Consider the following 12,784-nt stretch of genomic DNA (forward strand, 5'->3'; position numbering starts at 1 on the left):
GCAACACCACACAACACAGAAGAGCTGACACATGAAAAAGACAGGGATAGCCATTGCCGTTCTGCTAGCCGTAGGGGCCGCCGCTACCGGTGGTGCCTGGTACACCGGTACCCAGCTGGAAGGCGTCATCAACGATGCGGTGGCCAAGAGCAACGAGCAGATCGCCCAGCAATTGCCCGGCATGGGTCTGAAACTGGAGCTGGTCTCCCTTGATCGCGGTTTCTGGAGCAGCGATGCACGCTACCGTATCGAGCTGGGCGAGCTGGGCGAGGACCTGGCGGCTTCCGAGATCATCGTGCTGGATCACATCGAACACGGTCCGCTACCGCTGTCGCGCCTGAAGCGCCTGCAGCTGGTCCCGGTGCTGGCGCACAGCAACGCGCGCCTGGAGCAGAACGCACTGCTCGAGCCGCTGTTCAAGATGAGCGGTGGCGTAGACCCGGTGGTTGCAGAAGGCTCCATTGGCTTTGATCGCAGCACCAGTGGCCAGGTAATAGTCGCGCCGCTGACCTTCATCGAAGAAGGCAAGGGCAGCTTTGAATTTTCCGGTTTCAAGGGTGACTTCGCGGCTACCGAGGACGCCAGCGAGATGAAGATCGACGGCAACGTCGAGAGCATTCTGGTCAAGGTACAGGGCCCCAATGCGGCCACTGTCCAGCTCAAGGGCATGAATATCGCCAGTGATCGTGAGCGCAGCAGCTCCGGTGTTTACCTGGGCGAAGGCAACTTCAGCCTCGACAGCCTCGAGGTCAGCGGTTCCGAGATTCAGCCGGTGGTGCTGCATCGCATCGTGCAGAAGGACAGCATGACCCAGTCCGGCGACAAGCTGGCCGGGACACTCAACTACGAGGTAGGCGAGGTCACCTACGCCGGCAAGCCGCTGGGCTCGACCCGCATGGACTGGAGCGTTGCCGATCTGGACGCCGTTGCGGTCAAGAGTCTGATGGATCTGTACAACGCCTACGCCGTGCGCCTGCAAACCGGTCTGGCCGATACCGAGCCGACCGAGGAGGAGCGTGCGCAACTGATGGCTGCTATCGATACGCTGCTGGCCGGCAACCCGAAAATCGCCCTCGACAACCTGTCGTTCAAGACCGCCAACGGCGAGAGCAGCTTCAGTCTCAAGCTGGCGCTGGCCAAGCCGCAGTCCCTCGAGCTGCCGCCCGAAGAACTGGTCAAACAACTGCTGTCCAGTCTTGACGCGCGCCTGGTCGTGGCCAAGCCGATGATCAGCGACGTGGTCGGCTACAAGGTGCTTTTCGAGCCGGACGCCGATCCGCAGGCAGTCGCCATGGAAGCCAAGATGATGGCCGAAATGGCCGGCGAGATGGCCGGCGCCATGCAGCTGGGCAAGCTCGAAGGCGACAACATCGTCTCCAACCTCAACTATGCCAACGGTCAGGTCGACTTCAACGGCCAGGTGATGCCGGTGGAGCAGTTCGCCGGGATGCTGGCGATGATGGCGCCGGGCGGCATGGCTGCGCCGGACGATAGCCAGTACTACGAGGAAGATCAGGCCGAGGAAGAAGCCGAAGACGGCGGCTACGACGAGGAAGGCGCCGAATAAGCGCCTGCTTCATCCGTCCATCACGGCGGCCAGGCATTTGCGCCTGCCCGCCGTTTTTTTTTGCGGCACGGGAATGATTCGATGCACAAGGGAATGACGATGGCCCTGCGCGCCTGCGCCATTGCGCTGGTCGTCGGTGGGTGCAGCCCGTCACTGCTGGCGATGCCGGCGCACGGGCTGGAGATTGGTGGCTTCGGCCGCCCCATGCAGGCGGCCGAGGTCGAGGCCTTTCTCGATCGCGGCGCGCGCTTTGCCTATCGCGGCAAGCAACTGCAGCCGGTGGGTGACTGGTACCAGCGCAATTCGCGCTTCTACCTGCTGGGAGACCAGCGATCCATGCTGGCAATCGGTATCGGCAAGGAAGCCCTCAGTACCGACTACTTCAAGCCCGGCACACAGCTGATCCGCATCCACGAGACCGGCGTGCCTCTTTCCACACAGCTCAGCACTTTCGCCACGCTCGGCTGGCCGCAGAGCAACCCGGATCTACGGGTCTTTCCGCAGATTGCCGCGGTGCTGTCGGACTCCAGCGGCGAGCTGCGCCGCTATTCGCTACCGCCCTATGCTCGGGAAGGGCTGCTGCTGGTGGCGCCGGACCAGAGTCGCCTGGTCTCGCGCCAGGCCTACGGGCCGGTGGTGTTGATCGAGCCCGGGCAGGGCCTGGTCGGAATGCTCTGGCCGGACCCGAAGACCCTGACTGCCGCGCGCGAGCAGGTCAGTCGCGAAGGTCGCCGCCTGGCACAGACCGGACGCTACGACCACGGCTCCCAGTTCGGGCTGTTCGAGCCCTACGCCAACTACCAGTGGCTCAACGACAGCGTCAGCTGGTACCGCAAGGATGGCCAGTGGCATCTGCGTGGATTCGGCAAGACAACCGAGCCTGAACCGCTTTCGACCGATTTCGCGCGCTTTCTGCAGGGCTACTACGCGCAACTGGTGCTGACCGGAAAGCCTCCGGCCTGGAAGAACTTCCGCGCCGGGCACCCGGGGTTCCGCGTACTGCCCAGCAACGACCCCAGATTGAGGCAGCCGTGCAACTGCGGGCCGCTGTACTTCCTCGACAATCCGCTGCCACTGGCCTTCGAGCTCACCAGGCCGCACCAGCTGCTGGGGGTTCGCGTCGAAGCCTTCGGCTTGTCCGACTGGCGTCTCAAGCCACTGCTCTACACCCGTCAGGACAAGCCGGCCGCCCTGACCGCCATGACCCGCCACTTCGCTTCTCGCGGGCTACGCATGGAACCGCTCAATGCCGACTACCACGTGATTCGCGGCGGGGCGGTAAAGGTCTTCGTACGTTTCCACACCACCGCCGATCCCTCGACCCTGGCGATCGAGGTGGCAGACCACGGTGATATCTACTGCGTGGAGTGCCACCATGACTGACTCGCTGCGCCTTCTTCGCGGGCCCGTGCTCCTCTCGGCGCTGGCCGTGCTGGCCGGTTGCCGTTCCTACGAGTACGTGCCGGACATCCCCAGTGAACAGTTCGATCCGCAGCAGAGCCTGGGCAGCCTTGAGGTCCGTTTCCCGCGTGAGCAACGCAATCCACCAACGTTGAAAGGCTCCTTCTACCGCAAGGTGCTGGACCCCGAGATGGGGGTTGCCGGTACCTATGTCTTTGCCATCGTCTACCCGACCATGCAGGTCGGCGAGGACTACTCGGCGCTGACTATCGAAGGCCAGACCCTTGGCGATGGTCATTGGCGCTTTGCCATACCGCACAAGCGTGGCTGGGACGGTCCGCATGACCTCAGGCTGCGTTTCCCCAATGCGCAGATTCATGGCGGACAGACGTTTCTCTTCCGTTTCATCGAAGGGCAGAGCTGCCTCAACGATTACACCCTCGATCAGCAAGGCGGCACGCCGCTGCAGATAAGTGTCCGCTTTAAGCGGCCTGCCTGCCTGCTGCCCTGTTCGCCATCGCTGAATGATCCGGCCAAGTGCTCGAATCTGTGGCGCTGAGGGGTGTCAGCAAGGCCCTGACCAACGTGGGGCGGGTGGCGTAATCCGACTTTGCTGTCTGGGCAGGCGCGGACGTTACGACTTTGTGGTTCGAGCCGCGCTCTGGCGCCGAACCACGGCGCAACGCGCTGCGCTTATCGCGCCCCACACGGTTGTCTTCGCTTCCTATAGGGCGGATTAGCCGCAACGCGGCGTAATCCGCCGTTGGTGAGCCGGGCAGTGCTTGGTACTGAAACTGGCCAAATCGTTCTGTGCTTCCAATCGGAGCGCTGCGATTGGCTATGATCTGCTGCCATGAACCTTCCGCTCTCCCGCACCCGTTGCCCCACCGACCTTTGCGACTGCCAACTGGACAGCTGGCTGAGCGACGCGCAGGCGGACCAACGTCTGTTGCTGCTGACCCGAATCGAGGAGCGGCGCCTGCTGGAGCGTCTGGAGCGGCTCGAGAGTCTTGAGGATCTGCAGCATATGCAGCAGCGCATGCAGGCTCAGCTCGGCATTCGCGTGCAGGTTGAGCCGGGTTTCAACGAGGTGCGCAGCATGCGCGGTATCGAGATCGAGGTGGCGCCGCTGCCGGGACTGTGTCGCAAGTCCCGTCAGGCAATCGTGCGTTCCATCCGCCGCGGCATGGAGCGCACGCCGCAGATCGCCTGGGCATTGCTCAACGCGCAGGATCTGTTGCGCGATGCCTGATCGGAGTTGCCGCGAGTTGCCAGGGACATCCCTCACCCGCCTTCGGCACCCTCTCGCGATGGAGAGGGAAAGGCCGCGCTTGCTCGACGCTGCGCGGAACCGCACCGCGCCATCGTCCCACAGCGTCCTTCTCCCTCCGGGAGAAGGTGGTGCGCAGCGCCGGATGAGGGTTGGTTTGGTGCGCAGGGTGTCTGCGAGATTTCAGACCGTAGGGTGGATGGCGCTTTATCCATCCACCAGACGATCCCGGTGCATGAACAAGGCGTCATCCACCCTACGGATGGAGACCCTGCACGCCGAGGCATCCCTTACCATGCGCTCAACCGCCCTCGCGGTCGTTCGGTAGAAATCGTCCAGCATGCTCAGGCATCGGCAGCAGGCACTGCGCGTTGCGCCCGAACAGGCGATAGCGGTTCAGCGCGATGCGCTCGTAGCACCAGTCGCGCAGGGGCCGGGGGATGACGCGAAGGCCAGCGAGCAGCCGCCAGGCGCCAGGCAGATCGCGGACGATGCGCAGGAAGGCGTCGCTCCGGTAGTGAGCGTGCGGGCCTTCGACCAGCAGCATGCTGTCAAACCGGTCGGTGGGCAGGCCGAAGTGTTGCAGGATCGCCTGGCCTTCGGCGGACTGCACGCTGCAGAGCAGGAAGCGGCGTTCGCGGTCATGCCTGAGCAGGAAGCGCACCCAACCGGCACACAGACGGCAGACCCCGTCGAACAGCACGACCCGGTCTTCTGCCCTTACGCCTGGCGGCAGCGCGGCCATGTTCAGTCCTGCTCGTACTTGTCCAGCGTGTCGCTGGCGATCTGGCGGCCGAGCACGATCAGTTCCTGAGCCTTGTAGAACTCGAAGAAGCGGCAGACCCGCTTGGGCACGTTGATCAGTACATCCGGCGGGTAGCCGGCGATCTTGTACTGCGCCAGCGAGGTCTGCATGACCTCGAAGCTCTGGTTGACCAGCTCCAGCAGGGACGCCGGCCCGATGATGCCGGTGACCTTGGAGCCGGTTGCCGAGGCGGGTGCTGCCTGCTTGCTGGCATCGGTGTCGGCGTCGGTCTCCAGCAGCAGCGGGGCGCCGTGCTCGTCGAGCAGTACCGGCTCGCCGTCGCGGCGCATGAATGGCAGCTTGGCGCTGATCGAACCCATCAATTGGTCAAGACGGCTCTTCAGCGGCAACGGACGCTCGACTACTGGCAGGTGGTACTGCTTCTGGTTGGTCGAGTTGAGGTTGACCGCGACTATCAGGTCGCAGTGCGAAGACACCACGGGGACGATCGGCAGCGGGTTGAGCAGGCCGCCGTCGACCAGCATGCGGTTGCCCTGCACCACAGGGGTGAACAGGCTGGGAATGGCGGCGGACGCGCGCATGGCCTGGTGCAGGCAGCCTTCCTGGAACCAGATTTCTTGCTGGTTGGTCAGGTCGGTAGCCACTGCAGTGAAGGGGATCGAAAGCTCCTCGATAGTGATGTCGCCGACCATCTCGCGGATCTTGCCGAACACCTTCTCGCCGCGGATCGCGCCGAGGCGGAAGCTGACATCGAGCAGACGCAGTACGTCGAGATAGTCCAGGCTTTCGATCCAGGCGCGATAGTCCGGCAGTTTGCCGGCCGCATAGACCCCGCCGATCACCGCACCCATCGAGCAGCCGGCGATGCAGCCGATCTCGTAGCCGCGTGCTTCCAGCTCCTCGATAACCCCGATGTGGGCGTAACCGCGTGCGCCCCCCGAGCCCAGTACCAGCGCTACCCGTTTGCTCATCTCTTTCCCCCAAAGCTCCGTCCTTGAGCGCGCCGTCGCTGCGCGCAGGGGCAAAGCCTACGCGCGGCGAGCGGGCATCGCCAGCGCTTCAGTCCTCGCGTGCGGAAAGGCGCAGTCGCTGGCGACGGACGAGTCCTTTCTCCAGCTCCGCGCCGAGCAGCACTATCAGGGCAGCTGCGGCGGCCCTGAACCATTCGTCGGCGTCCAGCGGGGCGGAGCCGAACAGGCGTTGCAGCAGCGGGCTGTAGGTGAACAGCAGCTGCAGCCCCAGGCACACCAGGACCGTGAGAACGACCCACGGATTGCCAAGGAACCCCTCGCGGTTGAGCACCGAGGCGAACAGGTGTCGGCTGCTGAACAGATAGGCCATCTCGGCCAGCACTATGGTGTTGACTGTCATGGTCCGCGCGGTTTCCAGGCTGGTGCCGCGCTGCAGTTCCCAGAGGAACAGACCCAGGCCGCAGCCGGCCATCAGCAATGAGATCAGCACCAGCCGCCAGACCAGCAGGCGGGTGAGCAGGGGCGCGCCAGGCGCTCGCGGTGGGCGGCTCATCAGGCCGGACTCGGCCGGCTCGGCGATCAGCGCCAGGCCCAGGGTGCAGGAGGTGACCATGTTGATCCAGAGGACCTGTGCCGGGGTCAGCGGCAGCGCCAGCTGCAGCACGATGGCGGCGATGACGATCAGCACCTGGCCGCCGTTGGTGGGCAGCATGAACAGGATCGACTTGCGGATGTTGTCGTAGATCGCCCGGCCTTCGCGAACGGCGTTGCTGATGGTGGCGAAGTTGTCGTCGGTGAGCACCATGGCGGCGGCTTCCTTGGCTGCCTCGGTACCCTTGTGGCCCATGGCGACGCCAACATCGGCACACTTGAGCGTGGGCGCATCGTTGACGCCGTCGCCGGTCATCGCCACCACCTCGCCGCAGGCCTGCAGCGCCCGCACCAGACGCAGTTTGTGTTCGGGGCTGGTGCGGGCGAAGACGTCGATCTCGAGCACCAGCTTGCGCAGTTCCTCTTCACTCATCAGTGCCAGCTCGGCACCGGTCAGGGCGGGTTTGCCGATGCCGATGCCCAGTTGCGCGGCGATGATGCGTGCGGTCTCGGCGTGGTCGCCGGTGATCATCTTCACCCGGATGCCGGCCGCGTGACATTCGGCAACCGCGGCGATGGCTTCCTCGCGGGGCGGGTCGATGATGCCGACCAGTGCAAGCAGACGGAAGCCGGACTGCATGTCCGAAAAATCCAGTCGCTGCTGATCCGGCGGTGCCGCTCGCGTGGCGATGGCCAGCATGCGCAGCCCATGCGCAGCGACGTCGGCGAAGCGGCGCCGCCAGAAGTCGGGATCGACCGGCTGCTCGCCATTCCCGGCGCTATGGCTGGTACACATTTCGAGGATGCGCTCGGGCGCGCCGACCACGAAGATTTGCCGACTACCATCCTTTGCAGCATGCAGACTGGCGGTGAAGCGGTGCTCGGACTCGAAGGGAATGCTGTCTATCCGTGGGAGCAGGCGCTCCTCGTCCGCCAGCTGCAGTCCGGCCTTGGCCGCCAGCACCAGCAGCGCGCCTTCGGTGGGATCGCCTTCTATGCGCCAGCCGTCTGCCTCCTGCAACAGGCGCGCGTTGTTGCATAGCAGCCCGGCACGGCAGGCATCGAGCAGAAGCGGGCTGCTGGCCGGATCCAGAGGCTGGGCATCGCAGCTGAACGCGCCGAGCGGGGCGTAGCCGACGCCGTCAATCTGGACCTGTTGATCGGCGCAGATCAGTCTCTGCACGGTCATCTCGTTGCGGGTCAGGGTGCCGGTCTTGTCCGAGCAGATCACCGTCACCGAACCGAGTGTCTCCACCGCTGGCAGGCGCCGCACGATGGCGTGGTGACGGGCCATGCGTTGTACGCCGAGGGCCAGCATCACCGTCATCAGCGCCGGCAGCCCTTCGGGTATCGCAGCAGCGGTCAGGGCAACCGCCATCAGGAACATCTCGCCCGGATCGTTGCCGCGCCAGAGCGTGCCGAGGGCGTAGGTGGCGGCGACCATCAGCAGGATTACCAGTGCCAGCCAGCGGCCGAAACGGTCGATCTGGCGCAGCAGCGGCGTGGAGATCGCCGGCACTTTGGCCAGCATGCTGTTGATTCGACCCAGCTCGGTCTGGCTGCCGGTTGCGACGACCAGTCCGGTGCCCTGGCCGTAGACCACCAGAGTGCCGGAGTAGGCCATGCAGTAGCGGTCACCGAGCGGCGCGTCCTTGGCCGCCGGGTCGCTGGTTTTCTCGCTGGCGAGGGACTCGCCGGTCAGCGCGGCCTCCTCGATCTTCAGGTTGCGGGTGTCCAGCAGGCGCAGATCCGCCGGCACCTTGTCGCCGGAGGCGAGCAGGACGATGTCGCCAGGAACCAGCCGAGCTGCATCCATCTCCTGACGCTGACCATCGCGCAGCACGGTGGCCCGGCTGGAGAGCATGCGTCTGATGCTGTCCAGTGCGGCCTCGGCACGGCCTTCCTGGATGAAGCCGATGATCGCGTTGACCAGGATCGCGGCCGCGATGACGCCGGTATCGACCCAGTGCCCAAGTAGCGCCGTGATCAGCGAAGCACCGAGCATCAGATAAAGCAGGACGTTGTGGAACTGCAGCAGAAAGCGCAGCAGCGGAGCGCGCTTGCGGGCCTGCGGAAGAAGGTTGGCGCCATGGCGTTGCAGGCGTTCTTCGGCCTCTTGCGCAGCGAGCCCGTCGCCACTCGCCTGCAGGCTGGTCAGGCAGTCTTGCGCGGGCCGTTCGTGCCAGGGGCTGTCGGGATTTTGCATGAGCAGCTCCTTGGAAAAGGTTCAACCCTACTGAGAGTACGGCTTTTTCAGCAAGTGCACGGTCTCACAGATTGTCAGCAAAGGTTGCCGTTGCTTGGCGTTATGGCCGTGGCGCCAGTAGCATCGCCGGATACCCAGGGGGAGTAGCAGATGCGCAACAGACTGGATCAGGTACTGGCAACCATCAATCAGGTAGTGCTGGGCAAGCAGGGTCAGGTGCGTCTGGCCCTGGCCTGCCTGCTGGCGCGCGGGCATCTGCTGATCGAGGATCTGCCCGGGATGGGCAAGACCACCCTGAGCCAGGCGTTGGCTCGGGTGCTGGGGCTGAGCTACCAGCGCATCCAGTTCACTTCCGACCTGTTGCCTGGCGATATCCTCGGCACGTCGGTGTTCGACCGCGACAGCGGACAGTTCATCTTCCATCCCGGGCCGATCTTTGCCGAGCTGGTGCTGGCGGACGAGATCAACCGTGCCACGCCCAAGAGCCAGAGCGCGCTGCTCGAAGCCATGGAGGAGGGTCAGGTGACCATTGAGGGTGCCACTCGACCGCTGCCGGATCCGTTCTTCGTCATTGCCACGCAGAACCCCGCCAGCCAGGGCGGTACCTTCGCCCTGCCGGAATCGCAGCTGGATCGCTTTCTCATGCGTCTGTCGCTCGGCTATCCGGCGCGGGCGGCGGAAAAATCCCTGCTGCTCGGCGAGGCGCGACGCGATCTGCTGCCGCGCATGCAGCCGCTGCTCGACCACGCCGAACTGGCCAGCATGCAGGCCGCCGTGGCGACGGTGCGGGTCAGCGATGCGCTGGTCGACTACGTGCTGCGACTGGTCGAGGCCACCCGCAGCCAGCCGCAGTTCGGTCTCGGGCTGTCACCGCGCGGCAGTCTGGCGCTGCTCGGTGCGGCGCGGGCCTGGGCGTTTCTCGAAGGGCGCGACTACGTGATTCCCGAGGACGTGCAGGCGGTGCTGCCGTCGGTGGCGGGGCATCGATTGCGCGATCAGGCCGATCCGGGCAGTCACGGTGGTGGCGCCCTGGTGCAGTGGCTGCTGCGCGAGGTGCCGGCCCTTTGATCCTCGAGCGACTGTTCCAGGCCCGCTGGCAGCGCTGGCTGGAGCGGCGCATTCCTCCTGCCAGCCGGGTCCGGCTGGATAACCGGCGCGTGTTCATCCTGCCGAGTCGGGTCGGTCTGGCGTTCGGCGGGGCGCTGATCCTGATGCTGCTGGCGGCGATCAACTACCAGAACAGCCTGGCCTACGGTCTGACGTTCCTGCTCGGCTCGGTGTTCATCGTCACCATCCTGCATACCTATCGAAATCTTGCCGGCCTTGGTCTGCAGGCCGCTGGCGGCGCCCCGGTATTTCTCGGCGAGCAGGCCTGCCTGCGTGTGCGCCTGCAGAGCGAGGCGCGCGAGCATCGCTCCGTCGCCCTGGGTTGGCCGCCGCAGCCACTGCAGTGGTTCGATGTTGCCGCACAGGGTGCCTGCGACTGCGAACTGAGCCTGCCGACTCGGCGACGCGGCTGGTTGCGCCCGGGGCGCCTGCGGGTGGAAAGCTGCTTTCCACTGGGCCTGCTGCGCGCCTGGAGCTGGGTTGATCTGGAGCTCAAGGTGCTGGTCTATCCGAAGCCGATTCCCGGCGATCTGCCGCTGAGTAGTGGTCACAGCGATGAAGAGGAGGAGGGGCAAGCGGCCCGCGGGCGGGGGGTGGACGACTTCCAGGGGCTGCGGGATTTCCAGCCGGGGGACTCACGCCGACGTTTGCACTGGAAGGCCTTCTCCAAGGGCCAGGGGCTGCTGGTGAAGGACTTTGCGGCATTGACCGGGCGCGACCTGTGCCTGGATTTCGAAGCGCTGGGTGGCGATGTCGAGCAACGCCTGTCGCTGCTCTGCCACTGGGTTCTGGAACTCTCGCGTGGCGAGCGCCCCTTTGCCCTGCGTCTGCCTGACGCGCAGCTGCCCGCCGATATCGGCGATGCGCACCGGGATGCCTGCCTGCGCAGGCTGGCCTTGTACGGGCTGGTCGAATGACTCCGACTCCCGGCATTCCCCGCGCGGCATTGAGCTGGCTGCTGGTCGCCCAGGCGCTGGTCATCGTGCCGCATCTAGGTCATCTGCCGATCTGGATCGTGCTCTTGTGGCTTGGCTGCGCGCTCTGGCGCATCCAGATCTTCCGCATGCGCGCGGCCTATCCCAATGCGCTGGTGAAAATCGTTCTGATGCTGATCGCAGGCTTCGCCGTCTACCAGTCGCGGGGCCGCCTGATCGGGCTGGATGCCGGCGTGGTGCTGCTGGTGGCGGCGTTCATTCTCAAGCTGGTGGAGATGCGCAGCCGACGTGATGCGCTGGTGCTGATCTTTCTCGGCTTCTTCGTGGTGGTCACGGCCTACCTGTTCGAAACCGGGCCGGGGATTGCGCTGTTCAGCCTGCTACCAGTGGCGGTGCTGCTGGCGGCGATGATCGGCCTGCAGTCCGAAGGGCAGGCGGCCAAGCCCTGGCCAACCCTGCGTCTGGCGGGCGGCATCATGCTGCAGGCATTGCCGCTGATGCTGCTGCTGTTCGTTTTCTTCCCGCGGATGGGACCGTTGTGGTCGCTGCCGACGCCGAGTGATCGCGGTAAGACCGGGCTGTCCGAGAGCATGAGTCCCAACGATATTGCCGAACTCAGTCGCTCGGACGAGCTGGTTTTTCGAGCCACATTCGCGGGTACGCCGCCACCACGCGCAGAGCTTTACTGGCGTGCGATGACCCTGGAGCATTTTGACGGACGCCGCTGGAGCCAGGCCGCCACGCCCGCGTCGCGCGTCGATTGGCAGAAGCGCGGTGAGCCCTTGCGTTACAGCGTGCTGATGCAGCCCAGCGAGCAGGCCTGGCTTTTTGCACTGGATGTTGCCGAGAGCGATGAGGCGGGGGTCTACCGGATGAGCGACTACCGCTTGCAGCGTGAGCGGCCCATCGATCGACCACTACTCTACGATGTGATTTCCTGGCCTGAAGCGGTGCGTGACAGCAGTCTCAGTCCCTGGCAGTTGCGCCGCGCGCTGCAGTTGCCTTCGCAGGGCGAAGCGCGTTCGCGACTGTGGGCACAGCAACTGCGCAAGGCCTACCCGGAGCCTGAGGCGCTGGTGAATGAAGTACTGGCTAATTTCAATCGCGAACCCTTCGTCTATACGCTGCGTCCGCCGGTATTGGGCGAGAACGCCATCGACACCTTTCTGTTCGATACACGCCGCGGGTTCTGTGCTCACTATGCCGGTGCCATGGTGTTCGTCCTGCGTGCCGCAGGCATTCCTGCGCGTGTGGTGGCGGGCTATCAGGGCGGTGAACCAGGGCCCGGCGCGCGTACCGTGCAGGTGCGCCAGTTCGATGCGCACGCCTGGGTGGAGTACTGGCACCCGCAACGCGGCTGGATAAGTGTCGACCCTACCTTTCAGGTCGCGCCAGAGCGGATCGAGTTGGGCCTGGAAGCGGCAGTAGCGGAGGAGCAGAGCTTTCTCGAGGATTCACCGTTCTCTCCGCTTCGCTATCGCCAGTACGGCTGGCTGAATCAGTTGCGCCTGGCGCTGGATGAACTCGATCACGGCTGGCAGAACTGGGTCCTGAACTATCAGGCGACCCAGCAACAGGGGCTTTTCGAGCGCCTGCTTGGCAAAGACTTCCAATGGCGCCTGGTTCTGGCGCTGCTGATTGGTGGCGGGCTGTTTCTCGGCGCGCTCGCGCTGCTGCTGCTCAAACCCTGGCGCGACGGCCTTGATCCTGCGCAACGCCTGCATGCCCAGTTCGAGCGCATATTGGCGCGGCAAGGGCTGCGCCGGCTGCCAGGCGAGGGCGCGCGCAGCTTCGCTGACAGGGCAGCGCGGGAATTGCCGGCGCAGGCGGCACAGATTCGCGCATTCAGCGGTCTCTATCAGGCTCAGTGCTATGCCGGTCGCAGTGTGGCGCCGAGCGTCCTGCGGCATAGCCTGAAGCGCTTGCGCCGCGCCTTGCCGTGGCGGCTTCCCGGTCGTGGAGGAAAGTGA

Annotated in this window: 10 protein-coding genes; 7 read left to right on the forward strand and 3 right to left on the reverse strand. The window is 65.0% G+C overall.

Going from position 1 to position 12,784, the window contains the following annotated elements; translation table 11 throughout:
- Positions 1 to 31: 31 nt before the first annotated feature.
- The 4 genes from DBO85_RS14985 (at position 32) to DBO85_RS15000 (ending at position 4,220) form a co-directional block, all read left to right on the forward strand.
- On the forward strand, positions 32 to 1,567 hold the full coding sequence (locus DBO85_RS14985; protein ID WP_108108063.1) for a YdgA family protein: 1,536 nt from the start codon (positions 32 to 34) through the stop codon (positions 1,565 to 1,567).
- Positions 1,568 to 1,648: 81 nt separating this feature from the next.
- Entirely contained in the window at positions 1,649 to 2,950 is a 1,302-nt protein-coding gene (locus DBO85_RS14990) for a hypothetical protein (RefSeq protein ID WP_146168214.1), read from the forward strand.
- Entirely contained in the window at positions 2,943 to 3,527 is a 585-nt protein-coding gene (locus tag DBO85_RS14995; protein WP_108108065.1) for a hypothetical protein, read from the forward strand. The genes DBO85_RS14990 and DBO85_RS14995 overlap by 8 nt, the downstream gene beginning before the upstream one ends.
- Before the next feature lie 294 nt (positions 3,528 to 3,821).
- A complete protein-coding gene (locus DBO85_RS15000; RefSeq protein WP_108108066.1) occupies positions 3,822 to 4,220 on the forward strand; it encodes a hypothetical protein in 399 nt (132 codons plus the stop codon).
- A 319-nt stretch (positions 4,221 to 4,539) separates the two neighbouring features.
- Here DBO85_RS15000 and DBO85_RS15005 read toward each other — a convergent pair whose 3' ends face one another.
- From DBO85_RS15005 to DBO85_RS15015, 3 genes are all read right to left on the reverse strand, one after another.
- A complete protein-coding gene (locus tag DBO85_RS15005) occupies positions 4,540 to 4,983 on the reverse strand; it encodes a thiol-disulfide oxidoreductase DCC family protein (protein WP_177429778.1) in 444 nt (147 codons plus the stop codon).
- Between the two features lie 2 nt (positions 4,984 to 4,985).
- Positions 4,986 to 5,975, reverse strand: a complete 990-nt coding sequence (locus tag DBO85_RS15010; RefSeq protein WP_108108068.1) for a patatin-like phospholipase family protein — start codon at positions 5,973 to 5,975, stop codon at positions 4,986 to 4,988.
- Positions 5,976 to 6,063: 88 nt separating this feature from the next.
- Positions 6,064 to 8,772 carry a cation-transporting P-type ATPase gene (locus DBO85_RS15015; RefSeq protein WP_108108069.1) on the reverse strand — a complete coding sequence of 903 codons (2,709 nt, stop codon included), beginning with the start codon at positions 8,770 to 8,772 and terminating at the stop codon, positions 6,064 to 6,066.
- A gap of 150 nt (positions 8,773 to 8,922) precedes the next feature.
- Between DBO85_RS15015 and DBO85_RS15020 the strand changes: the two genes are divergently transcribed.
- Genes DBO85_RS15020 through DBO85_RS15030 form a run of 3 tightly spaced genes read left to right on the forward strand, consistent with a single transcriptional unit; the run spans position 8,923 to position 12,784 of the window.
- The gene (locus DBO85_RS15020) at positions 8,923 to 9,840 is read left to right on the forward strand and encodes an AAA family ATPase (protein WP_108108070.1); all 918 of its coding nucleotides are present in this window, start codon (positions 8,923 to 8,925) and stop codon (positions 9,838 to 9,840) included.
- Positions 9,837 to 10,796, forward strand: coding sequence for a DUF58 domain-containing protein (locus tag DBO85_RS15025; protein ID WP_407681474.1), 960 nt, complete (start codon positions 9,837 to 9,839; stop codon positions 10,794 to 10,796). The genes DBO85_RS15020 and DBO85_RS15025 overlap by 4 nt, the downstream gene beginning before the upstream one ends.
- Positions 10,793 to 12,784 carry a transglutaminase TgpA family protein gene (locus DBO85_RS15030; protein ID WP_108108071.1) on the forward strand — a complete coding sequence of 664 codons (1,992 nt, stop codon included), beginning with the start codon at positions 10,793 to 10,795 and terminating at the stop codon, positions 12,782 to 12,784. Before DBO85_RS15025 ends, DBO85_RS15030 begins: the two co-directional genes overlap by 4 nt.

It is taken from the genome of Pseudomonas mangrovi, assembly GCF_003052585.1.
GTDB classification, from domain to species: Bacteria; Pseudomonadota; Gammaproteobacteria; order Pseudomonadales; family Pseudomonadaceae; genus Aquipseudomonas; species Aquipseudomonas mangrovi.